The 22,424-nt window shown below is 68.3% G+C and carries 29 protein-coding genes and 1 pseudogene; 7 read left to right on the plus strand and 23 right to left on the minus strand.

The features are described from left to right. Positions 1–101: 101 nt before the first annotated feature. Positions 102–245: a hypothetical protein gene (locus NHG27_RS16785; protein WP_497017055.1), complete on the minus strand. Its 144-nt coding sequence runs from the start codon at positions 243–245 to the stop codon at positions 102–104. Further along, positions 242–514, minus strand: coding sequence for a type II toxin-antitoxin system Phd/YefM family antitoxin (locus NHG27_RS16790; protein WP_497017056.1), 273 nt, complete (start codon positions 512–514; stop codon positions 242–244). Before NHG27_RS16790 ends, NHG27_RS16785 begins: the two co-directional genes overlap by 4 nt. A gap of 224 nt (positions 515–738) precedes the next feature. Between NHG27_RS16790 and NHG27_RS16795 the strand changes: the two genes are divergently transcribed. Beyond that, positions 739–1,503, plus strand: a complete 765-nt coding sequence (locus tag NHG27_RS16795; protein ID WP_497017057.1) for an ISAs1 family transposase — start codon at positions 739–741, stop codon at positions 1,501–1,503. 110 nt (positions 1,504–1,613) lie between these two features. Here NHG27_RS16795 and NHG27_RS16800 read toward each other — a convergent pair whose 3' ends face one another. The 19 genes and pseudogenes from NHG27_RS16800 to NHG27_RS16890 form a co-directional block, all read right to left on the minus strand. Beyond that, positions 1,614–1,889 carry a MoaD/ThiS family protein gene (locus NHG27_RS16800; protein ID WP_497017058.1) on the minus strand — a complete coding sequence of 92 codons (276 nt, stop codon included), beginning with the start codon at positions 1,887–1,889 and terminating at the stop codon, positions 1,614–1,616. Further along, positions 1,886–3,037 carry a molybdopterin-synthase adenylyltransferase MoeB gene (gene moeB, locus NHG27_RS16805; RefSeq protein ID WP_497017059.1) on the minus strand — a complete coding sequence of 384 codons (1,152 nt, stop codon included), beginning with the start codon at positions 3,035–3,037 and terminating at the stop codon, positions 1,886–1,888. Before moeB ends, NHG27_RS16800 begins: the two co-directional genes overlap by 4 nt. Next, positions 3,037–3,966, minus strand: a complete 930-nt coding sequence (locus NHG27_RS16810) for a transketolase family protein (protein WP_497017060.1) — start codon at positions 3,964–3,966, stop codon at positions 3,037–3,039. Before NHG27_RS16810 ends, moeB begins: the two co-directional genes overlap by 1 nt. Continuing rightward, on the minus strand, positions 3,959–4,657 hold the full coding sequence (locus NHG27_RS16815) for a thiamine pyrophosphate-binding protein (RefSeq protein ID WP_497017061.1): 699 nt from the start codon (positions 4,655–4,657) through the stop codon (positions 3,959–3,961). Before NHG27_RS16815 ends, NHG27_RS16810 begins: the two co-directional genes overlap by 8 nt. Then, complete coding sequence (locus tag NHG27_RS16820) at positions 4,644–5,663, minus strand: aldo/keto reductase family protein (RefSeq protein ID WP_497017092.1); 1,020 nt, start codon at positions 5,661–5,663, stop codon at positions 4,644–4,646. The genes NHG27_RS16815 and NHG27_RS16820 overlap by 14 nt, the downstream gene beginning before the upstream one ends. Continuing rightward, positions 5,663–6,193 (minus strand): GNAT family N-acetyltransferase, encoded by a 531-nt coding sequence (locus NHG27_RS16825; RefSeq protein ID WP_497017062.1) that lies wholly within the window; start codon positions 6,191–6,193, stop codon positions 5,663–5,665. Before NHG27_RS16825 ends, NHG27_RS16820 begins: the two co-directional genes overlap by 1 nt. After that, on the minus strand, positions 6,190–7,419 hold the full coding sequence (locus NHG27_RS16830) for an MFS transporter (protein ID WP_497017063.1): 1,230 nt from the start codon (positions 7,417–7,419) through the stop codon (positions 6,190–6,192). Before NHG27_RS16830 ends, NHG27_RS16825 begins: the two co-directional genes overlap by 4 nt. Continuing rightward, on the minus strand, positions 7,416–8,120 hold the full coding sequence (locus NHG27_RS16835; RefSeq protein ID WP_497017064.1) for a TfuA-like protein: 705 nt from the start codon (positions 8,118–8,120) through the stop codon (positions 7,416–7,418). The genes NHG27_RS16830 and NHG27_RS16835 overlap by 4 nt, the downstream gene beginning before the upstream one ends. After that, entirely contained in the window at positions 8,117–9,388 is a 1,272-nt protein-coding gene (locus NHG27_RS16840; RefSeq protein WP_497017065.1) for a YcaO-like family protein, read from the minus strand. Before NHG27_RS16840 ends, NHG27_RS16835 begins: the two co-directional genes overlap by 4 nt. Further along, positions 9,385–10,653 carry an alpha/beta hydrolase family protein gene (locus NHG27_RS16845; protein WP_497017066.1) on the minus strand — a complete coding sequence of 423 codons (1,269 nt, stop codon included), beginning with the start codon at positions 10,651–10,653 and terminating at the stop codon, positions 9,385–9,387. The genes NHG27_RS16840 and NHG27_RS16845 overlap by 4 nt, the downstream gene beginning before the upstream one ends. 692 nt (positions 10,654–11,345) lie before the next feature. Then, the gene (locus tag NHG27_RS16850; RefSeq protein WP_497017067.1) at positions 11,346–12,209 is read right to left on the minus strand and encodes a hypothetical protein; all 864 of its coding nucleotides are present in this window, start codon (positions 12,207–12,209) and stop codon (positions 11,346–11,348) included. After that, positions 12,209–13,090 carry a JmjC domain-containing protein gene (locus tag NHG27_RS16855; protein WP_497017068.1) on the minus strand — a complete coding sequence of 294 codons (882 nt, stop codon included), beginning with the start codon at positions 13,088–13,090 and terminating at the stop codon, positions 12,209–12,211. The genes NHG27_RS16850 and NHG27_RS16855 overlap by 1 nt, the downstream gene beginning before the upstream one ends. Positions 13,091–13,168: 78 nt before the next feature. Beyond that, positions 13,169–13,318: a hypothetical protein gene (locus tag NHG27_RS16860; protein ID WP_497017069.1), complete on the minus strand. Its 150-nt coding sequence runs from the start codon at positions 13,316–13,318 to the stop codon at positions 13,169–13,171. A 3,156-nt stretch (positions 13,319–16,474) separates the two neighbouring features. Next, positions 16,475–17,143, minus strand: a complete 669-nt coding sequence (locus NHG27_RS16865; protein ID WP_497017070.1) for a hypothetical protein — start codon at positions 17,141–17,143, stop codon at positions 16,475–16,477. Between the two features lie 99 nt (positions 17,144–17,242). Next, a pseudogene (locus NHG27_RS16870) lies at positions 17,243–17,533 on the minus strand (recombinase family protein); the annotation flags it as partial. A 151-nt stretch (positions 17,534–17,684) separates the two neighbouring features. Next, positions 17,685–18,056, minus strand: a complete 372-nt coding sequence (locus NHG27_RS16875; RefSeq protein ID WP_497017071.1) for a hypothetical protein — start codon at positions 18,054–18,056, stop codon at positions 17,685–17,687. Between the two features lie 175 nt (positions 18,057–18,231). After that, entirely contained in the window at positions 18,232–18,459 is a 228-nt protein-coding gene (locus NHG27_RS16880; RefSeq protein ID WP_497017072.1) for a hypothetical protein, read from the minus strand. A gap of 37 nt (positions 18,460–18,496) precedes the next feature. After that, the gene (locus tag NHG27_RS16885) at positions 18,497–18,865 is read right to left on the minus strand and encodes a hypothetical protein (protein WP_497017073.1); all 369 of its coding nucleotides are present in this window, start codon (positions 18,863–18,865) and stop codon (positions 18,497–18,499) included. 203 nt (positions 18,866–19,068) lie between these two features. Beyond that, a complete protein-coding gene (locus NHG27_RS16890; RefSeq protein ID WP_497017074.1) occupies positions 19,069–19,485 on the minus strand; it encodes a hypothetical protein in 417 nt (138 codons plus the stop codon). Positions 19,486–19,586: 101 nt separating this feature from the next. Between NHG27_RS16890 and NHG27_RS16895 the strand changes: the two genes are divergently transcribed. From NHG27_RS16895 to NHG27_RS16915, 5 genes are all read left to right on the plus strand, one after another. Beyond that, complete coding sequence (locus NHG27_RS16895; RefSeq protein ID WP_497017075.1) at positions 19,587–19,850, plus strand: hypothetical protein; 264 nt, start codon at positions 19,587–19,589, stop codon at positions 19,848–19,850. Beyond that, positions 19,840–20,055, plus strand: a complete 216-nt coding sequence (locus NHG27_RS16900; RefSeq protein ID WP_497017076.1) for a hypothetical protein — start codon at positions 19,840–19,842, stop codon at positions 20,053–20,055. The genes NHG27_RS16895 and NHG27_RS16900 overlap by 11 nt, the downstream gene beginning before the upstream one ends. A gap of 125 nt (positions 20,056–20,180) precedes the next feature. Beyond that, positions 20,181–20,372: a hypothetical protein gene (locus NHG27_RS16905; RefSeq protein ID WP_497017077.1), complete on the plus strand. Its 192-nt coding sequence runs from the start codon at positions 20,181–20,183 to the stop codon at positions 20,370–20,372. Beyond that, entirely contained in the window at positions 20,369–20,551 is a 183-nt protein-coding gene (locus NHG27_RS16910; protein ID WP_497017078.1) for a ribbon-helix-helix domain-containing protein, read from the plus strand. Before NHG27_RS16905 ends, NHG27_RS16910 begins: the two co-directional genes overlap by 4 nt. Before the next feature lie 196 nt (positions 20,552–20,747). Beyond that, entirely contained in the window at positions 20,748–20,927 is a 180-nt protein-coding gene (locus NHG27_RS16915) for a hypothetical protein (RefSeq protein WP_497017079.1), read from the plus strand. Positions 20,928–20,957: 30 nt separating this feature from the next. On the opposite strand, the gene NHG27_RS16920 is transcribed toward NHG27_RS16915, so the two are convergent. Further along, positions 20,958–21,323, minus strand: a complete 366-nt coding sequence (locus NHG27_RS16920; protein WP_497017080.1) for a hypothetical protein — start codon at positions 21,321–21,323, stop codon at positions 20,958–20,960. Continuing rightward, positions 21,316–21,744 carry a hypothetical protein gene (locus NHG27_RS16925; protein WP_497017081.1) on the minus strand — a complete coding sequence of 143 codons (429 nt, stop codon included), beginning with the start codon at positions 21,742–21,744 and terminating at the stop codon, positions 21,316–21,318. Before NHG27_RS16925 ends, NHG27_RS16920 begins: the two co-directional genes overlap by 8 nt. Positions 21,745–21,848: 104 nt before the next feature. On the opposite strand from NHG27_RS16925, the gene NHG27_RS16930 reads away from it, so the two are divergent. Further along, on the plus strand, positions 21,849–22,406 hold the full coding sequence (locus NHG27_RS16930; RefSeq protein WP_497017082.1) for a hypothetical protein: 558 nt from the start codon (positions 21,849–21,851) through the stop codon (positions 22,404–22,406). The last annotated feature ends 18 nt before the right edge of the window (positions 22,407–22,424 follow it).

Consider the following 22,424-nt stretch of genomic DNA (forward strand, 5'->3'; position numbering starts at 1 on the left):
GCTCAACCACTACAACCTGGAACGACCCCACCTCGGCATCGGCGGCCTACGACCCATCGACCGAATCAACAACGCAACGGGTCAGTACACCTAGGACTTGGTCACGCGTACGGGTTCCCCGCCAGCCGCTCCGTGCAGAACCGGAACCCGGCATCGGCCAGGCGCGGCGGGACCTTGGGCAGGGTGCGAAGCACCGGCGGCGTGAAGTGGACGTCCCACGGCTGGTCCGGCTGAGCCTCCGTCATCGACGTTCAGCGAGCTGAGCGCGGACCTCGTCGAGGCTGAGGGTGTGTCCCTCCTCGACCGCGGACTCAGCCTCGGCCATCTCGGCCGCATGGTCGGGGTCGGACAGCCAGCCCAGCGCGTCTATCAGGGTCGCCAGGTCCTCGGGCGCGATGAGCACGGCGACCGCCTTGCCATGCCGCGTGATCGTCACCGGCTCGTGGCTGTTCTCCAGCCCGTCGACCAGGGCGGACAGGTTGGTCTTCGCTTCGCTCAGTGGATAGGTCTGCATGGGTCGATTCTGGAGCCAGGGCTCCGGCGAAGTCGGATGATAGGGGGCCTGGTAGGGCTGCGACCTGTGTCTTTACAGGTGGACGTTCTGGTGTGGGCGTGTCCGGTACGGGTTGGATCGGGAGTTCCTACGCTTCCGTTCAACCTGAGGAACACGCCCACGTGTCGTCATCGTCTCGCGTCCCTGTCCCCTCGTCCAAGGCTGTCTCACGTGAGCAGCTACTGATGGACCTACTGACCGGTCTGCCTGATCCTCGTACGCGTCGCGGTCGTCGTCACAGCGTGCATGGTCTGGTCGCTGTTGCGCTGTGCGCGGTCCTGGCCGGAGCGCAGGGATTCACTGCGATCGGGGAGTGGGTCAAGGACGCGGCAGGGTCTGGGGACGGACGCCTGGCCCGGCTCGGGGTTACGCGGATCGCGGATGAGTCGACGTTCCGTCGGGTCTTCGCGCGCCTGGACACGGGCCGTCTCGAGGAGATCCTCGGGGCGTGGTCACGCACGAGAGCGGGCATGGTCGACGGGCGCAGGGTCTTGGCGATCGATGACAAGGCGCTACGCGGAGCAAGGAAGATGGGCGCGGTCCGCTCGTTCCTGGTCGCGGCGTTCGACCACACCACCGCAACCGTGGCCGGGCAGGTCGCGATCGATGACAAGGGCTCGGAGATCGGCGCGGCCCGGGCCCTGCTCGACGTCCTGGACCTGACCGGTGCCGTGGTCACGGTAGACGCACTGCACGCCCAGCGGGCGACTGCCGCGAGGACGTTGTCGGCAGCCGTATCGGCGGCGAGCCGGCTGGATAACGACGCACCCGACAAGGCGACCTTGTCCGAGGACCGTCACGCCTGCCATCGGTACCGGCTCTCCCCGCGTCGAGGCAGGTCTCGCATCTCGGCCGGCCGGCCGACCGTCGGCCGCCATCGGACGGTAGCCGGACGAGTGGGGACGAGGGCACCACCATGCCCGTCGACTGGGACGCGGGGAAGGTGCTGACCATAGAGACATACCGTCCCGCCTGTCGTCGCGCGAGGCTCATGTGCACGCAGATCGGCACTCTGCTGCACCGAGGGTCTCGCGGCGACACCTCCGTCGTGGTCGGCGAGCTATCCGCCCGAGACCGCGCTGAGGATTACGACCCTCTGACCCGCGACCGCGAACGAGTCGAGTCCGTCCAGCAGACGGATGTCGGTGTCACCCACGTAGACGCTCACGAATCTGTGGAGCCCGCCTGCCTCCGCGACCAGGCGAGGGCGTACCTCTGGCCAGCCGAGGAATAGCTCGTTGAGCAGCGCGCGGACCGTTCCGGGCTGGACCTCGACCTCTGCGGGTACGTGGACCGCGGCCTGGATCGTCGGCGGGATCTCCAGGATGACACTCATGCTCGCACTCCCTTGTCGGCGGCCTTCCATGCACTGATCCCGCCATCCAGGTGCCGAGCCGAGATTCCCCGCTCGAGCAGCCTGGGCAGCGCTCGAGCGGAACGAACTCCACCCTCGCAGTAGATGATGACGGTCGCGGTCGCGGCACCGGGTTGGGCATCGTCGACGCCGTTCGGGCCGACCAGGCGCGCGCCGGGGATCGTGCCGCTCGCCCACTCGAACTCCTCCCGGATGTCCCACAGCTCGACTCCATGGGGCACACCCTCGGACTCGTCAAGCTGGTGACACAGCTCACGGGCAGTGACGACGAGGGCCGGCGACTGCGGGAGGGCGCAGGACTCGGCCTCCAGCTGAGGTGACCCGATGGTCGGGGAGTCCCCGCACACGGCACACTCCTGATCGCGGCCGAACTGCAGGACACGCGTGGTCGCGGCCGCGCTGTCCTGGAGCCACAGCCGCCCGATGAGCGGTTGACCGACACCGGTGATGATCTTGATGGCCTCGGCGGTCTGGAGAGTGCCGATGCTGCCGCAGATCGCGCCGAACACGCCGCCTTCAGCACAGCTTGGAGCGTATTCGGCGGGAGGCGCCTGCGGGAACAGGCATCGGTAGCAAGGACCGTGGCCCACCCAAAACACGCTGACCTGGCCGGAGAACTGGAAGACCGAACCCCACACGCACGGCTTCTTCAGGAGCACGCATGCGTCGTTGACGAGGTAGCGGGTGGCAAAGTTGTCGCTACCGTCGATCACCAGGTCGTACTCGCCGACGAGTGCGAGCGCGTTGTGCTCGTCCAGCCGGACGCGATGCTCCACGACCGTGATCCCGGGATCGAGGTCGTGGATAAATGCTCGTGCCGACGAGGTCTTGGGCTGCCCTAGCGTCCGCATCGAGTGGATGGCCTGCCTCTGCAGGTTGGACTCCTCGACGGTGTCGTCGTCGACGACACCGATGGTCCCGACCCCTGCGGCAGCCAGGTACATGAGAACCGGCGTGCCCAGGCCACCTGCGCCGACGACAAGAACGCGCGCCGCTCGAAGCCGCTGCTGGCCCGCTGCTCCGATCATCGGGATGCTGATGTGCCGCGCGAAGCGCCGTGCGTCCTGAGGCTCCAGGGGTCCGGTCTCGTTGATGAGGGAGAGGGGCATCAGTTGCTCCGGAAGTGAGTTGTGTCGAAGAACGAGGTGAGTCGGCGTCGGAGGCTGCGCTCGTCGAGCCCATGAGCGGCGGCGTGCTGTGCCGGCGAGCCGTAGTGCCGCAGCTCGGGGCGGGGCACCCCGACGGCCAGGAGATGAAGGGGTCGGTCGTCGAGGGCCCGGCGTACCTCCTCGACGCTCGTGCCCTCGAGCATCGGTTCGACGACTGCGACTGCCCGGGCCCCCGCGGAGCCGATCAGGGCCCTGAGCTGCGGGGCGTCCAGCGGGCGGGGCGTGGTGGTGTAGACGACGTTCACGTCGACGTCGGCGGTGGCAGCCAGCACCGAGTCGCACAGGGGCCCCACGACGAGGACGGTCCCCCGCCGCCCGGACTTGAGCCGCACGAGCGACGAACCCCGGACCGCAAATGCCGTCCGGTTGCCCTGGTTGGAGAGTCGGACGTAGACAAGATCGTCGACCACGGCTGCCGCCCGAAGCTCATCCTCGACCTCGTCGGGGTGGCCCGGCACATGGATGGTCCAGTCCGGGAGCGTGTTGAGGAGCGCGACGTCCCCCGGTGCCTGGTGCGTGCGTCCCCCACCGGAGATGTCGTACGACGCACCCGCACTGACGAGCACCGCGCCGGCGCCCTGGTGGTTCAGGCTCACCTTGATCTGCTCGAACGGCCTCTCAACGAGGAAAGGCGCGAAGCTGTGGACGAAGGGGCGCATGCCGGCCAGGGCAATCCCGCCGGCAGCGTCGATCATCAGCTGCTCGCGGATGCCCACGTTGATGACTCGCAGCGGGTGGCGGTCCCGGGCGGGCTGCAGCATCTCGGACGTCAGGTCCGCGGTGACCACCATGGTCCGGGTGTCGGTGTCGAGCAGGTCCCGCACGACGTCGACGAATCGGGCACGCATCGCGCCTGCCACGTCACTCACCTCCTCGAGGCTTCGGCAGCCCCATTGCATGGACGACGACTGCCTGTGGCAGTCCCGAGCCCGTCTCGCTGAGCGCCGTCTCGAGTGCGCCGTGATCCCATGCGGGCACACGGATGGCGGACCATGACTCGGCACTCAGCCGAGCCTCGATGCCCCCTGGCCAGCCGTGACTCGCCGACTCGTTGTCGACGACGACCAGACAGATCGCCGACAACCGAGCCCGACCGGCGAACGCGATCGCCTCCCAGACGCTGCCCTCGTCGAGCTCGCCGTCGCCGACCAGCACGAAGATGCGCCTGTCGTCCTGTCCCTGCGCACGGAACCCGAGCGCCGTGCCGACAGCGAGCCCGAGCCCGTGACCGAGGGAGCCGCTCGAGATGTCGATGGCGGCCGGTGCGGTGATCCGGTCGGGGTGATGTCCGAGGCGACCATGGAAGCGGCCGAACTGGTACAGGTCTGTCGGCTCGAGATAGCCCTTCGCCGTCAGGACGGCGTAGTACGCCATGGGTCCGTGACCCTTCGACAGGTAGAACAGGTCACGTCGCTGGGCCCCTGTCCCGGCCTCGAGCACACGGTCGAAGATCACCCAGATCACGTCGATCGTCGACGACGACGCCTTCTCATGCTTCTCGTCGCCGCGGACCAGCCGGAGCAGCTCGTCAAGTCGGCCACGGTCGCTAGACAGATTCATCCATGGTCCTCGTGTCGCGGCGGTAGTCGTCGGGCTCGGACGGAATATGCGCGGGGTCCTTCTCCGCGATGTCGCCGACCACCTCGTCGATGAGACGGAGAGCCTGTCGATCGAGGGTCATGCCGGCAGCCGCCACGTTCTCGGCGAGCTGCTCCGGTCTGCTCGCACCGACGATGACGGAGGCGACGGTCTCGCGACTGAGCACCCACGCCAGGGCGAGCTGCGTGGTCGTCATCCCGAGGTCGGCCGCGATGGCCCGCAGTTGCTGGATCCTCGACAGGACAGCCGTCTCGAGACCGCCGCGGGCGAACTTCGCCGACAGAGAACCGGCCGCGCGGGAGTCGGAGGGAAGCGGCTGACCGGGCACGTACTTCGCGCTGAGCAGTCCTTGGGCGAGAGGGGACCAGGCCATCTGGCCGATGCCCTCCTGGGCGCATAGAGGAGAGACCTCCGCTTCGACGGTTCGCCAGAGCATGCTGTATTGGGGCTGGTTCACGACGATGCGGTCGAGACCCAGGTCGTCGGCGATCGTCATTGCTCGGCGGATCTGCTCCGGAGTCCACTCCGAGACGCCGACGTACAGCACCTTCCCTTGCCGGACCAGGTCGTCGAACGCGCGAAGCGTCTCCCGCAGCGGTACGTCAGGGTCGAAGCGGTGCGCATGGTAGATGTCGATGTAGTCCGTACCCAACCTGCGCAGCGACGCATGGCACGCCTCGAAGACGTGCTTGCGGGAGAGGCCGCGATCGTTCGCGCCCGGACCGACACGCGCGAAGACCTTCGTCGAGATGACCAACGACTCTCGGCGTTCGCCCCGCACGGCCCGGCCCAGGACCGACTCCGCCCGCGTGGCGCCGTACACGTCGGCCGTGTCGAAGGTCGTGATCCCGAGTTCGAGCGCGGTCGTCGTCAGGGCGAGGGCCTCACCCTCCGTCCGGTTGAGCCACCCGCCGAAGGAGACCTCGCTGACCTTGAGCCCGGACTGCCCGAGCCGCCTGTGCGCGATCACTGGGCCGGCTCGTCGGCGATCAGCTGGAAGAGGACGTGATCCTGCCAGCGCCCGTCGATCCGCAGATAGCTCGGTGCAACTCCATACGGCCGGAACCCGTTCTTGGCGAGCACCCGCTGCGACGCGGAGTTCGCGAACAGGGTCTCGGCCTGGAGCCGGTGCAGTCTCAGCTCACCGAAGGCGAACTCGACGACGTCGGCGACCGCTCTCGTCGCGAGGCCCCGTCCATTCGCCCTCTCGCTCACCCAGTAGCCCAGGGAGGCCGACTGAAACGCCCCCCGGGTGATCCCGTTGAGGTTGAGCCGTCCGGCGATCGCACCGGTGTCGTCGAGGATCACGACCGGGAGCATGGTGCCCTGCGAGTGAGCTTCGAGGCTCTGCTCCGCGATCTCCAGCTGCTTCTCGACGAGGAAGTACTCGTCGCCCCGCGTCGGGTCCCACGGCGCCATGAACTCGCGGTTCTCCCGGAGCAGCGCCGTGACATCGTCGACGTCATCGACGGAGAGAAGTCGGATCGCGCCGATCACGGGACGACCTCCGTCTGCTCGGACGTCGGGCGCGTCATGGCTCGGACCGCGAACGGCAGGGCAAGTCCGGCGGCGGCGACCAGCAGCGCGGCAAGCAGCCACGCGATGTCGCCCAGGCTGTCGATCGTCGCGACCAGAAGGACCGGGCCGAGGATGCTCTGGGCCACCGAGTAGAGGTTGAAGGTTCCGATGTACTCCGCACTCGCCTCCGCCGGGGCCAGCCCGTGCGCCATCCCCCAGGACGCGCTCGCCTGTCGAAGCTCCGCGACGGTGAGCAGCAGCACGACGACCGCGACGGTGACAAGAGCAGGAACGACCGGCAGGAAGGCGATCGGCATGATCAGGACGCAGGCTGCCGCGAGCCAGAGTCCGGCCTCTCGGCCCACCCGAGCCGCTCCGGACAGCTCCTCGGCGCCCTTCGATGCCCTGACCTGCAGGAGGATCACCAGCACGGTGTTGACGATCAGCGTTGCCGGGACGACGGCATCGGGGAGGTCGGTGCTCGTGACGATGATCAACGGCAGCGCGACCAGGAGGATGGTCGCGTGCAGCGCGAGCGGGAAGTTCAGCGCCACGATCGACATGAAGCGCAGGTTCCGCACCGCCGTGAACAGCTGTGTCCGACCGCGGGGCACGCGCGCGACCGGGGGTAGCCAGGGGACGAGCACCGCGGAGACGAACATCATCACGGCAGCGATCACCGGCAGGACGCGGACCCATGCCTCGCCGCCGAGCATCGCCAAGGCCGACATGCCGGTACCCAGCGCGAAGCCGGTGTTGAAGACGGTGCGCAGCCAAGCCCGCACGGCGACGCGCTGCTCCGGTGAGTGCAGGGACGCGATGATCGCTCCGAACGCCGGGCCGCCTCCGTGCTCGGCGACGCCCATGACGGTGACGAGCACGAAGAACATCGCCACCGAGTGCACGGTGGGGTAGAGGGCGAAGCCGATCGCCTGGATGGCGAGCATGAGTAACAGGATGAACTTCGGGCCGCTCCGGTCCGCGACCGGTCCGAGGCACAGCGTCGCCAGGAGCCCGCCTACCCCGGCCAGCGATGCGCCGATCCCGATCTCACCGGCCGTCAGCCCGGTGATCTGGGTGAAGTACACGATGCTTCCGCTGAGAAACACACCCTTGCCGACGGCATCGGCGAGATGGAGCGAGGACAGCGTCCGACCGCTTCGCGTGCTGGGCAGCTGTGCTAGTGCTCTGGTCAACATCGTCATCTTCGTGCCTCTAGTCCAGTGATGGCCTCGATGGCGTCGAGGCGTTTGCGGTCCCAGCTGTCCCGGCGATCGTCTGCAAGCGCGGGTACGAGGACCTGTCTCGCGCGGTCGGGGAGCCCCACCGTCCAGTGGTGAGCGAGGACGGTCGGGCGCCGATCGGCGTAGTGCAAGGCGCGCGCGATCCTGAGGGCGTCCGACGATGCGGACGGCTCGAGCTGTCCGCCGGCCACGAGGAGTTCCAGGAGATAGCGGACGTTGATGAGCGGGACGGTGAGCGGGGAGAGGTCGAACGGCTCGTAGAGCAGGGCGACGTCACCATCCGACTCGGTCGCGCCCGAGAGGTACTGGTGGAAGACCCAGCCCGTGCCCTCCATCCCCAACGTGCGGCACTCCACCGCACGGAGCGCCCCCATGGAGGACCCGCCCCGGATCGTCTGCACGCTCACGCACGCCTGCCGGATCTCCGCGACACTCACCGACAGGTTCTGTCCGAACCCACCGTCGAGGATGAGGACCCCCGTTGCCGACGGGTGCTCGGCGAGCGCGTCCAGCAGGTCGCCCCGGCAGACCGGTGCTCGCCAGTCGATCGCGCAGTGCCGGGACCGGGCGGCCCTGTCCAGGACGAGCGTGTCGCGCGGTCGGAGCGACGGTCCGGCGAAGACGATCCAGTCCGGCAGCCCGGCGTCGGCGTGGAGGGTCATGACGACACCTCGACAGGTTCGGTGCGATGCGAAATCGCCCGGTGCAACCTCACGCCTAGCCGGTTCTTGTCCTCGTGGAACACCTCGAGGCCCGGGACGACGACCTTGGTGATCGAGAACGGGTAGTCGGGCGGTGCCAGCTCCACGGCGTACAGCCCGTGGACTCCCGCCCGGCCCAGCAGCATGACGAGAGTCGTCAGGTTATCGTCCAGCGTGCCGGTCGTCAGTCGGGGCAGGTCCGCGAAGCTGCCGGGCGAGAATCCCGCGCGCCAGACGTCGAACCGGCCCTTGAGGTCGGCGTACGACGTGTGCCGACGGTAGGCCTGGCGGTCGAAGTCCTCCCTGGCTCCGGCGATGACATTGAGCCGGGACTGAGCCGCCTCGGTGAGGGCGCGGAGCACCGCCACCTCGGGATCGAGGTGACATCCGGCCCCCCCGTTGAACAGCATTCCGTCCCGGCGGTGCCGGTCCTCGATGGCGACGCTGAACGTGGGCACGCCGATGTGGTTCGCGTACGCGATCACATCGACGTCGACGCCTGCCTCGTCGAACATCGCGACGAGTCGTCTTGCTTCGCTCGGCAGCGTGGGCTCGGCGATCAGCAGGCCGTCCTGAAGCGTCTCGCCGAATGCTGTGCTGTCGTGCTCGACGAGCTCCAGGAGACCGTGGAAGAGCGCCTCCTGCGGCGTGTTCCCGGCCGCGAGCCCGATCGTGTTCGAGCTGAACAGGCCGGCCTCGTGCGGGAACGGCGTGAAGACCGCCAACGCGGGGACCAGGACGATCTCGTCCGTGCCGAGGCTGCGGGTCGGGCACCAGGTGATCTCGGTCGAGGGGCTCCAGCGGTGCGAACGTCGGGGTGTGAGTCTGCGAGGGTCGAGAACGGCCCTGCCCTCGAGGACGAGGCTGTCGTACGTGGCCCGGACCATTCCCCCGACCGGCGGCTCGCACCACCGGCGCTCGATCGCCTCCATCATCGCGGAGACCCGAGCAGCCTGCTTCGAGGTGCCCTTGCCGCTCGTCACGGTGTTGAGGCCGGTCATCGCATCCGGTCGGACCGAGTGGTAGACGTCGATCCCGACCCGGTCGAGGTCGGTGACGTCGGCGATGCGGGTGATGCCGCAGGCGTCCAACTCTGCTCGGGCGTACGCCTCCGTCGCGTCGAGGGAACGGACCCGGAGTGAGGTGCCCGTTCCCAGGACGCTGGCTGACGGGTCGTCTCCGATCCAATGGTCCGCGGTCGGCTGGGCGTGGGGTGCGTGCGTCGTCATCCCACGTCTCCCGCGGAAACGTGGGCGGCGCACGCGGCGAGAGCCCACTCGAACCAGCTTCTGACGTTCGCAGGACGGCGTAGAGCGTGTCCTTCATCGGGGTAAAGCGCGAGTTCGACATCGACGCCGACCCGGTCCAGCTCCCGGTGTACGCCAAAGGCCTCGACCGCGGGGACGTGCAGGTCCTGCATGCCGTGCGAGAGTCGCACCGCCGTCGACGTGTCGTACCGGTCGACGTGGACCCGCTCGAGGTCGTACGACAGCCCGTCCAGCTCCCCGTACTCGCGGAGCCAGTGCCAGTGCAGGTCGCACGACCGGGCCACCGACCGCAGGTCTAGCCACGCAGCGTGACCGACCACGAGCCTGACCGGGGTCAGCAGGGCGCCGAGCGCCAGTGCCAGCCAGCCGCCGAAGCTCGCTCCCATGATGCCGAGACGTTCCCGGTCGAGCCGTGGGTCGTCGGAGAGCAAGCCCTCGATCTGCGCCGCAGCCGTCGCCGCCACGACTGTCGACCAGGCTCCCCACCCGTCGGCGACGGGCGTGCGGCCGTACCCCAGCGAGAGCGGCGGGTCGATCAGGACGACGGCGTAGCCCTCGAGCACGTATGGCCAGGGGTTCCACCGCCAGGACCACCCCGACCAGCTCGACAACGGACCACCGTGGCACCACACGAGAACAGGAAAGCCACCGGCCCGGTCCCCCGGGGGAAGACAGAGCCACCCGCCGAGCCGACCGGAAGCGGTGTCAGTCTCGAACCGCTCGAGACGACCCACCCGACCGAGGCTCGGTGCCGCAAGTCGTCCCGCCGGGACCTGCGCGGAGCGCAGCAGTGCGGCGGCCTCCAGCGTCGCGACCTCGGGGGGAGTGTCGATCGTGGACCACACGACCGCCGCAACTCCCTGATGCGTCCGGATGCTCTCGATCGAACCGGCGAGGTCCACGGTCGCCGGCGTCGACTCCTCGGCGTCGGGCGTGATGATCCACGCTCGTTGCCGGCCTCCTGCGTGAGCGGTGCAGACCAGGTGGTCACGACCGATCCACGTCGTTGGGACCATCCACAGGTCCCGCTCCTCGTAGAGCGACCTCGAACTGCCGTGCCGGTCGACCAGGACCGGGAGCTGGTGCGGCGCGTCGGCCGGGGTGGCGACCGTCTCTCCGACGCACACGAACTCGCGCTCGCTGGGCCGGGCCATCGGCGCGGACAGATCGACACCGTCCTTCCAGACGGGCGTCGTCGAGTCGTCGTCGAGAGAGACGAGCACCATGCCGTACGTACGGTGCCCCGAGCGGGGACAGTGCGCGACTCCCAGCATGACAAGCGCTCCGTCGTCGCTGAGGGCGCACTCCCCGGTGAGCTCTTCGTCGGACCCGAGGGGCAGGTGAAGGAAGCGTGGCGCACCCGCTCCCGCCGTGTCGATGACGACGGCTCGCAGCACCGACCCGTCGTCGGAGGCACCGGACTGCGGAACCAGGTTCCGTGTCGTGCGGATCACGGATACGCCGGACCCGCGCCGGGCGCGAGCCAGTTCCTCATCGTGAGCGAGGTCCGTCGCCACCGGGTCGGCACGGACCATCGCGACGACGCGATCCTCACTGGCAGCGAAGGAGACGATCTCCCGCGGTGACTCGACGACGATTCGGGCCGGCCGCTCGTTGTCGGACGACCGGATCCAGACAGCGTCGCGCTGCCGACGCTCGGATGCGCGACCGAGGTAGAGGTAGGTCGAGTCCAGGGCAACCACCTGCGTGGCGTCCCCGTCCGCATGCACCAACGACCACTCGTCAGCGCGGCGCTCGTAACGCAGGACGTAGCGGACCAGCCCGTGACGCTCCGGACGGGTCATCATGACCTCGGCGAGCAACCACCCGCACCACGGGACGGCGGAGACGATCCGCTGCAAGCCCAGGACGCTGTTCAGAAACTGTGTCCCCAGCCCTGTCTCGAGACCGACGGTCACTACCGGGTGTCGTCTCGGACGATCGCGAGCAGTGACCGACCTGACAGCTGGCGAAGGTGCGCTGCGAGCTCGGTGCGGAGCCACTCCACCTTGTCGCTCGACGACATCAAGTGATGCGTCGCGGCGATCTGGTCGGCCGGGCCCCCGATGAACGTCGCCAGAGCGACCTCCGCCAGCTGTGTCGGCGAGGCTTCGACGGTCCGGAAGACTACCACGAGGGAGTCGCCGCCCTGCGCGTCGAGCGTCGCGAGCCATGCCGGAGGCAGGTAGACGATCTCGTCGGGAACGAGCACAGCATCGAACGACCCGGGCGCCACCGTGTCGACCTGCCCACGTCCGACCCTGACGTTCAGCGCTCCCTCAGCCACCGCCGCGAAGAGGTGCTCATGGTCGGATGCGGCGAGCAGCTCACGAAGCGACGCACCCGACGTGCTGGACGGCACAACGACGACCGTCGCCGTCACGGGGAAGGGGAAGTCTGCTTGGAGGTCGGCAACAGCGTCGGCCAGTCCGCGATGCCAGAGCTCCGAGCGCTCCAGGACCAGGACCGAGCCGTCACGGACGGCGTCGCGGGTGGCTTCGAACTGGACATATCCCGGTCGCGGGTTGTTAACGATGAGCCTGGTGACGTCGACCCCGGACCTCTCCGGCGCGAGCCGGACGAACGGTCGGACGACGAGGCCGCAGTCAATCTGGTCCCACACCTCAGTCGTCGTGATCGGGCCAAGGGCGCCACGACTGGTGAACTGGGCCGGCAGGGCGCTCCAGCGGTCGGCGCGGAACTCGCTGACGTCACCCACGAGGCTGCTCAGGCCGGCACTGGTCGGTACGGTCTCGTCTACGACTGTCGGGGAGAGTGTCATCACAGCGTCCTGTTCCTCATCTGTCCGAGCGCGGTCGTGACCAGCTCCTGCTCCTCGACGCCCGAAAGAGCGGACGTCAGGGCTTCGATCACGGCGTCTGCCCGATCCTCGTTCCGAAGTTGTGCCCAGCTCGCCCAGAGCTGCGGCCGCTCGTCCGCAAGGCCGGCGAGCAAGGCCTCGCAGAGATCGAGAGGGCCGGGCTCCGTGAGAGTGATCGTGATGTGCAGCGAAGTTCCGTCCTCCGCGGAGGGCGCGTGCGGGACGCCGTGCGGGAGGTAGAGGACATCCCCTGGCTCCATGACGAACTCATGGCTCCAGACGTCGACGTCGACGTCGAGCCCCGATCGCGAGTCCACCTGGTCGGGGTCGTCGTGGATCCGCCACCGCTTGGACCCCGCCAACTGGACGGCGAGGACGTGCGAGCCGTCGCGGTGCGGACGCATGCCCGTGTTGTCGGCGGGCGTGTAGAAGACGAAGGCCTTCAGCTCGGCAGGGATCCGCTCCTCGAGTTGTCGGATCAGCTCTCGCGTCGGGCGGTGCCAGTCCTCCATCTGGTTCAACTTGATCGTCGCACCTGCGCCGACGGCCCGACGGATGCCCGAGGGATCCGAGAGGTTGTCGAGCGTCTCGTCGCGCAGGGTCGCGCTCCGCGTGACTGCGTCCGGCCTGGCCCAGACGCCTTCCTTGACGACCGAGAAGTAAGGGCTCCGCATGAATGGCTGCTCCAAGAAGGACCAGACGTCCTGTTCGGACAGGAAATCCGCCGGGGAGAGCGCTCCGGGCAGCAGGACATGGCGACGGTTCCAATTATCCGAGCCGAGAATTCCAGTTTTGTCTACGAGCTTGACGAGCGGGTGCAGGGAAGACAATGGATTGGCCAATCGTCGATCGAGAACATTCTTTGGCTGACGAGAGCCCGCCCCGTCGTGGTGACCGGAGCGGGCTCCCGCCAAAGAGGCTCAGGCCTCGTTGATGGCGCTGTGAATCATCGGGCGGTCAGCGTCGAAGATGTCGGCGCCGAGCGGGGCGTTGGAGAGGACCTTCTCCTCAGCAGTCGCCTCGGTCGTCGAGTTTCCGGCCAGCGAACGCATCGTGTCCTTGATTGCCATGTCTGGCTCCTTTGTCTCTCACTCTTCCGCAATTGCGGTTGCGCGGTGCGCGCCGGAACCGTAACACACGCAAGCCTCGTAATTCGCCCGAAGCGTAGCAGTGCGGGCAAAAGTCCGCAAACCCGTCGTCCACCCGCCCTGGATGACTTGCAATAATCCACTGACTGCGGTATGGGGCTATCTCACTGGCAGGGCTCCGGCGAAGTCGGGTGATAGGGGCCTGGTAGGGCTGCGACCTGTGTCTTTACAGGTGGACGTTCTGAGCCTCGCGTCTCCGCCGTCCAGATGCAGGTCGCGCAGCTCGGGGTAGCGAGCGTGGCGCTCGGCGATGCGCTGTGCGGCCGTCGCACCGGGCGCCGTCTCCCCGCGACGTAGGGCGGCCTCCCGGCCCGTCCCTGGGGTGATGAGCGGGGCGAGCGCGGCGGCCAGGTCCTGGGATGCTTCCTCGGCAGTCATCCCCGGCACGCCGCGGTGCTTCTGGTGGGCGAACCTGGCCTCGAGCCACCTCTGGTCCACTCGTCTGGGGAGCGGGGCGGGCCTCCAGACCAGGTTGGGTGTCGAGGCGGGAGAGGACATCGCACTCGTGGTCGAAGCCCAGGTCGACAGTTCAGCGAACAGGCACCACTTCCTGCCTCGCACCTCCAGCTCTCGGCGCACCGCGCCGGCTGCGGCGCCAGCCGTTCGCCACACCTGTGGCTCCGACACCCGGCGCAGCCGGTGGGTCGATCGCAGGTCGCAGACCGGCGACCACCTGGCACCGACACGAGGGAGCGCAGCGGACGAGTGGCGGGGGCAGCCCGGACGCGCGGAGGGCGTGGGCACCCGGATGGCATCCCCCCAGGGATGACAGCAGGGCAAGGAGCGCAGCGACGCAGTAGGGGCCCGAGGAGCGCAGCGACGAGGGAGAGGGAGCCACGGAGACCGAGCGCAGCGAGAGTCTCAGGGGCGACCGAAGGGGTGTCGGCTGTGCCGACCGACGGGCAAGTCTCCAGGGAGCGCAGCGACTTGGAGACGTAGCCCGGCGTCACCCCCCCTTATGCCCTTTCCCTTCCTCTCTCGCATCTGGAGCTTTAGCGGAAGATCGAGATCAGCTTCTGCTGATGTATCAACGGAAATGGATGGTGACACCATCACTGTCACCACCCCCGTCGACGGAGGAGACAGCAGTGGGGGGTGGTGACAGTGGCATCCATTTTCGTTGAGTTGGCGGGGCTTGGCTGTCACCGGTCTTTCTGGGGCCTTGGCACCAGGGTGACAGCCTTGGAGCGCAGCGACGTCGAGCGTGGTGACCGCCTTTGTCACCACGCTCGTGCCCCGCTCTCGACGCGGCACGCGGCGGCCATCAGCTCCGGGTCGTAGCGCAGCGAAGACCTGGGCTCGCGGCAACGCAGTTGCCTCCTGTGCTGTCTGTCTCGCCAGAGCGCAGCGGCGGCGTTGGCCTCTCCGGATCGGCCGACGAAGGAGGTCGAGCTGGTGGTCGTCACTGGCTGCGCAGCAGGCTCTGCTCCGTCCGCCAGGACGGCTCGTGGCGTCGTTAGTTACGGCTGCCGCTTCCTCATCTCGTTGCCTCCTCGGTCGCTGAGCGGCCTCGAACTCTCTCCGGCGCAGCCGGGCGATCGGTGACCGGCGTCGCTGCTCATCTGGCGGCCTCCGTCGTCGCCAGATCTCGCTTCTGGCTTCGAGGCGCGGGCTTCTTCTCGTGCTTTGTCGCCGAGCAAAAAAGGGGGCCACCGGCTCCGATACGGCTCCGCTGCGTCCTTGTCTCGTACTTCGTCACAGAGCCTGAAAGATCCTGGTCACAGGACCGGTCCCACAGCCGGGCCGGAGGTGCCGTCACCTTCGCGATCGCGTACTGCCATCGCTTTCAGTGTCATGGGCCCTGTGCTCCATTTTCTTGTGTACCTGTCCCTGCTTTTGCACTCTCGATCGGACAGGTACAGAAGAAGCGTCGACCACTTTTGGCCATTGGTCCTGTCCAGGCTCAGAACACTCGCGCCAGCGAGGGGTCTGGTGAGCGGTTCATACCCCCGGGGCGGATGCCCCAGGGACGGCTTGTGCCCCATCGACTCCGTCGACACGGTCGGCGCCAGCCGGCCGCCAGCTCGCCTCGAACTCCATCCCTTCGGGGGCAGCCGGGCAGAAGAGCCTCCGTGGCTGGAGGTGTCCCTTCAGCGGGGGCGGGGTGCGGCCGTGGCCTTCGCGACCCGCGGGCTCCATGGGTTCCATCGGCCTGTCTCGGGGAGGCATCGCCGGCGCGCAGACCCGGGACTAGACCGGGACTCCGTGACGAAGGAGCGGCGTCACGGCCGACGGGCCGGGGCAAGTACCGGTGATGGTTCGCCGGGGAACCAACACGAGCGGACCATACGCTCCACGCTCCCGCCCACCTCAGCCCTTGACCCTCGTCTGACGAGACCGATCCGGTCTCGTCTCGGGGTCCGCATGGCTGGAACCCTGGCCACGGCGTGGCCAGATCGTGGCCACAGCGGGACCGATCTGGGTCCTTTCGGGCCGCGTAGCGACCGGGGAACGGACCGCTTGCGGTCCCGTGGCGGCCCCCTGTGACCAGTTGGTGGCCTCGAAGTGGTCATGGATCGGCCGCCTGCGGCCCTCTTGCGGCCCTCGGCGAGGGGCGCGTCACGCGGCGGCCCGGTCGGGGCGCGGCCTTCGGCTGCACAGCAGGCGAGCACTTCCGCCATGAGGGAGGCAGAGCAGCGCTCAAAAAGAAAGACCCTCGAAGCGCGCGATGCGCTTCGAGGGTCTGACCGGGAAGGTGGTCGAGGGCCGAGAGGTGGGGTGTGGACAGGGGCGCGAGTCGATGACAAACACGTCTCCCAGAACAGTCGATGCGTGGGCAGCGAGGGTTTCCCGCCACCCGGACAAGGTCGCGAGGGCCAGGACGCGCTGGTAGTCACACCCTGGTTCGTGCGGGTATGAGGGGTGGGGCTAGGGCTGTGAGCCTCTACGCCTACCCGCGGATGCTGTGGAGCCCGGATGAATCGGCTGGCACGAGCCCTGAACCCCCATCGCCTGCCAGCGCGCACCCCCTCGCCGAAGGCCACGAGCCAACGACAGCCTTCGGACAGTTTGCCCGCCGGGGTCGCTCCGCCGCCGCCGACGACGTGTTCTGAGCCTGCGCCGTCGAAACCTGGCGCGTCATTTCAACGAGGCAAGTCCCGGAAGCGATTCAGGTGGCAGCGTCCAACCGTGACGCACGTAAAGGTCCTCTGTCAGCTTCCGCGCGTGCGACAGCAGCTCGGCGACGGTTTCGCCGTTGTAGCCCTCCATACGGAACCGACGGAGATTGTGGTTAAAGCCGGCCGCCCACGTGTGGAGGGGATCGGTGATCGCCAGTTCCTCGTCAATGCTCATTGGACCGTGCGCTGCCACTGCTTGGCGGCTGGTGCAGCGGGCTATCTCCTCCATCACTTCCCGCCCCAGCGAGGAACCGAGCCGCCACTCGGCCGCGACCCATTCATCGAACTGCTCCCACCCGTCGAGTCTGTCGATCAGGATCGTCGACCTCGCGCGCCCCGCAACCAGGTACTCGCCATTCCGTGCATCGCGGTGGGGCATGACCGTAAGGAGCGGCGCGATCGCGACGATGAGTTCGTCCCAGGCGACGTCGAGCACGGCGTTACGCGCATCGTCGCGCGCACTTCGAGCGATCGTGTTGCTCTCGGACGACAGATCGTTCGCTGCGCGCGCCGCCCGGTTCGCGTGCGAGGCGTTCGACTCGGCCTTGTGGGACACCACACCTGCATATACCGCACCAACGGCCGAGACCGCAGTCAGACCAATCATGACTATCTCGGCCGCTGTCATGAACGGATCGTAGACGAGACGTCCGACAGGGATTCGACGACGGCAAGGGACCGGTACAGGGTGTCTCGGGAGACCCCGATAGCGCGGTCGACGGCAGCGCGCGACAGCCGCCAGGACGTTGACCATGAGGCGGCCAGCCGCGCTGGAGGTATCCAGCGTTTCGGAGAGCGATCGCAAGGTGACAGCGCGCTCGTCGAGGTCGCGCACCAAGCGTGCGACGTGCGCGGCCGAGCGGCCAAGGCGGTCGAGCCTGGTCACTACGAGGGTGTCTCCCTCGCGCAAGCCGGCGAGCAGCCGTGCGAGCTCGGGGCAGTCCTCGCGGGTGCCCGATGCCTTCTCCACGGCGACGTCGCGCTCATCGACGCCGCCGGGCCTGGTGAAGGCGTCGATCTGGGCGTCGAGGTTCTACGCGGTCGTCGAGACGCGGGCGTAGCCCTAGGTGTGAGCCGTGCGCTGACGCGGTAGCGAAACCCCAGCGATGTGACGCCGCACGGCTGCCTGAACCTGTGGATCTCGGCGGGAGATCCACAGGTTCGGGCGCTCAGTAGGTCCGGCGGCCTTCGAGGATCGGCAGGCCCCAGTCGGCGCAGACCTTCCGGAATGCGGCGGTGTCGACGTTGTCGTCGCACTCCATCCGGGGGTCGGTGTCGCTCGGCATCAGCCCGTCGTCCTCGCGGCGGTTCCACCAGACGAGGCAACGGCCGTACGCGGTCTTGGACGGGAAGAAGATCCCGAGCGGCAGGGAGCCGTCGTCGAGGACAAGGCCTCGCACGTGCTGGGCGAGGAGGGTCGTCGCGGCCCGGTTCTCGCCGGGCGCGACGCTCATAGTGAGCAGGGGCACCCCGGCGGCCGAGAGCTCGGAGGCGAGGGCGTCGTGGAGAGCGTTGAGCGTCGCGGGGTGTTCGATCTGCACCCACCAACCTTCGAGGGGAGACGAATGGACAGCACGGACCGGCTGCGTTGCCAGTCGCCGCCGACGGCCCACGGTGTGTCCCTGTCGCCTGCCCGTGCGTCGCTCGTGACGTCGCGGATGAACTCGTCGACGTCCTGCCCGGCCCCCTGCGCGTCAGCGACGAGCGCCTGGCGGTTCAGGCGGAGCCTTGCAGCGTCTCCGGGAAGCAGACCTCCTTGGTGTCGCCGAAGTAGACGGTGCGCCCGACCGTGTCGAATCGGCCGCGGCTCTCCGTCACGTCCTCGCCCTCGGGCAGCAGGCCGACGACCTTGTTCACGGGGGCGGAGAGCTGCCCCGAGCGGAGCGTGTACTTGTCCTGGGCCACGCGGTACACGAGCGCTCCGCCTGCAGGCACGAGGTGCACACCCGTCGTAGTGCAGGTGCGCGCCCCGGCCCTGCGGTCACGCGGCGACGTCGTTCACGAACGCCTCGGCGGCGCCGAGCACCTCGACGGCGCGCAGCTCGCGGATGCAGGTGACCGGAGTGACCTCTCCCAGGCGAGGGTTTGCTCCGAGCATCCACGCGCTGGCGATGTTCTTGCCCTCGGCGTCGTTGAGCGTCTTCCAGACGCGGTAGCCGAGGAGCAGGCGGTCGATCTTGTCCCTGCTGGGCTTGGTGCCCTCGACCCACTTCTTCGGGAGCGATCGCGAGCCCGCGCCGGACAGGGATGCGACGACCGAGGAGCCGAGGTTGTCGATGAGCACCTGCACGAGGTCGGGCAGGTCCAGGCGGATCGCTTCGGCGTGCGTGGTGACTGTGCGGGAGGACATGCCTCCACTATGTGACCTGGGGCGGGGATTTTCAACTTTTTGCTACCAAGATTGAACGGATATTCGCCCAATCTCGATCACAGATGCCTCTGACGCTGGTCAGGGCGGGGCGCTCGCCCTACCGGGCGTTGAGCAGCACGCTGCGGAGCAGCGCGAGGAAGCCCCGCCCACCAGCGTGGACGGGGCTTCGACGTCAACGACCCTCAGACGGTCGCGGGGACAAGGTTCGGGTCGGCGATCACCTTCGTGACCGTGTTGCCGACCGGGACCACGGTGCCCGGCGGGGGGATCATCTCGACGATGTCCCACTCGGTCTCGCCCTGCTTCGGCGCCCGCGTGTCGTTCACGAAGCGGAGCTTGCCGCGGTACGGGGCACCCTCAGGCCCCTCATCGACCTCGTGGAACTGGCCGATCCAGTCCGGCACGACGACGGTCTCGCCCGGCGTCCCGGGGGTGACCGGCGCCAGCACCTGGTCGAGACGCTGCCACGAACCGCTGGCGACGATGGTCACGACCGCACCGTCCTTCTGGAAGTGCAGGTTGTTCTGCCCGTCGATCAGGTAGCTGCTCGCGTCGACCTGGGACGTCGAGCCGTTGGTCAGGGTCAGGCTGTAGGTCACGAGGCAGTCCTCCTGTGGTTGATGAGTCTGCATCGTGCCTGATCGACGGGCACGGTGTCATCCATGTCCTTGCCGTCGTACGACGTGGGATGCGTCCGGCCATGACCACATACCAGTACGGCCACGTCGTCCTGCACGAGCACCAGGGAATCGCCACCGTGAGGAGCCATCACGGCATCGACGAAGCGGTGAACAACATCCCGCCGTCGGCTCTCGACTTCCGGCCGCTCGTCGACGTCCTGAGCGCGTTCGGCGCGAACGGCTGGCAGGTCTCGCCAGCGATAGCGCCTCGCCCAATCGCCGGCGACGAAGGCGACAAGCTGACGCAGTACTTCCTCGTCAAGGAGGCCGACGATGCTCCGTAGCACCTGGGTGTCGGTCTACGGGATCGGCGCCACCTTCCTCACGTCGCTCGGGGCCCTCGCGGCGCACCTGCTCGGCATGCAGTCCGCGTGGTGGATGCCGGTCAGCGTCGTCACGCTCGCCCTGCTGCTGACCTCGGTCGCGCTCCTCGGCGTGGCCTCGGTCCTGCGTCGTCGTGAGGACCGTCAGCGGGCGGTAGGAGCATGAGCGACCAGGTCGAAGTCGACGACGCACTGCGGGCCGGGGCGAAGGGCGAGACCTCTCCTCCCTCGTGCGCGACACCGTCCAGTCGTACCTCACAGCGAGCTGACGCAAGGGGGAGGGAACCAGTCATGAGCACACAGAAGGCACGCACCTCGCCGGCCGAGTTTGAGGCTCTGTCCGCTTGGGCCGAGGAGGGCGAGTTCGACCCAGCCCAGTTCAAGGGTCAGACCTTGCGTGGGGCACACGCCGCCGCCGCTGGACGCGCGTTGCTCGCCGCCGCTGGCGCCGACGTCGACCAGGTTGACCGCGCGGCGGGTTGACCGCCCCTGGACCCCACTGCACCCAAAGGCGCACGGTCGCCCCGGTCGACGTCGCGATCCCCGAGTCCCTGGACGCCCGCCTCAAGTCCTTGGCCCGCACCCGAGGCGTCAAGCCCAGCGAGATCGTGCGCGAGGCCCTGTACGCCTACATCCAAGCCAGTTACGAGATCCCTCGCTGACGATCGCACCGCCGCCCAACACGATCTCCGGTCCGAGGTCGGCCTGGGGTCCTCGAACAAGTGCTCGACCAGGATGGAGTGATGGGGTTCCCGTCGACGGTCGCCGGCTGGCGGATGGCCAGCAGGTTTCGAGTCCGTGCCGCTGCGCGACGGCGCCGAGGAGGCGCCGTAGATCGCACGGTCCGGTGTCGCGATCGTGCGACCCGATGAAGCCATCCCGGTGCGGGCCTGGGTCACCCAGCGTCAGAGCGGGGAGCACCGGCTCGACGGTGAAGCGATCGCCTGGGCCGGTCGCCAGGTCAGGGTGCGGTTCCTCGCCCCGCACGGGCGCGAGGGCTGGGCCTGGCTGTGGGCAGATGCCGTCGAACGGCGCTGACCAGCAGCGCCCGTTGACGGCGAGCGGTCCTCAGCGGGCTGACGCCTTCATCGTGTAGCCGACGCCGATCGCCAAGAGGCTCGCGGCCCCAACGAACCCGCAGACCCAGGTCCAGATGTTGGCGGGAGTCTCGGTGAGCCAGAACGAGAGCAGCCCTCCACCGCTCAGGCCGAGAAGACCCCATCCTCCATCGCTGAGGACCTCAGCGATGCGGGGGACACCCTTCCCGATCCGCAGCTGCTGGGCCGCGTGTCGAACGTGCCCGGTTCCGACGGTGTCCGCACCCGACCGAATCGCGACCCGCTCCGCCGTGGCGAACAACTCCTGCGCGTCCTCGTCGAGCACCTTTGCAACCTCAACGTCCGCGCCCGACGACCAATCGACGGGCTCAGCCATCGCTCGACGCCCCGCGCCGGCGCTGCATCGTGGTACGGGTCCAGGAGTCCAGTGCGGCCTCCGATGCGCGCTCGCGACGAGCTCGCCGGGCGCTGGTGCGCGCGCCGAAGATGATGAGTCGGGAGACGAACGCGACCGTGAGCCCGATCGTCAGGCTTCCCAGGGCGAGGACCGCTTCGGGTGCCATGGGCTCGGCGGGGCCCGAAAAGAGAGCCCCCTCGTCGAGCAGTCCAGCCAGCCCCAGGCCCGTGCTGGCGATGATGCTGACCCCGGCGAGGGTCACGACGTACAGCTCGCGGCGGAACCAGCGATTCCGCTCGTGCTCCGCAGCCTCGGCACGCTCGGAGACGAACGCGTCCATGTCTTCGATGGGGGGCTCGTCGTCGCCGTGGTGTGCCCTACGGCGCCTGCGAAAGGTCATGTACAGACGGTAGCGCCTGCGTGAGACAGCGCCGCCTCGGGTCTGCGAATGCCGCTGCTACTTTCCCGGCGAGCAACCGTGCTCCTCGATCAAAAGGAGGCATCATGACGTGGCAAACGGACGGCGGCGTGCACCAGGGCGCGGCTCTGGGGCTGTTCGCTGACGGCGCGCTGACCGACACCTATCACTCCCGCGGAGCGGTAGTACGCGAGTACGCCGACGGCAGTCTCGCGAATCCCGGGGCTGACGTACGCACCAACGCCGAAGTGATCGGGTGGCGGGCGTGGTGCTCGTGCGGATGGCGAGGCGCCCCCTACACCCGAACAGCGGCAACAGAAGGTGAAGATCCCGCCCGCCGACTCGCGTCCGTGCTCACGATCTATCCGGAGGCCCCCTCCTGGGTCGTGGAAGCGGCGCACGGCGAGTGGCAGGTACACGTCGCACCCGCTGCGGCCGTGGCTGACCTCGGGACCGCGATGAGCGACATGGCGGCCGCGGCCGAGCGTCTCGATGAGTCCGTGCTCAACGCCCGACAGGCTGGGGTGGCATGGGCGGCGATCGGTTCGCTCACGGGCATGACCCGGCAGGCTGCCCTTCTGCGATGGGGCTGGCGCACCAACCTGCTCGTCGCTCACGACGAGACCTCTGGGGCCCGGCACTAGTCCCGGGGCAACGACGAG

It is taken from the genome of Oerskovia sp. 140933 (assembly GCF_059651515.1).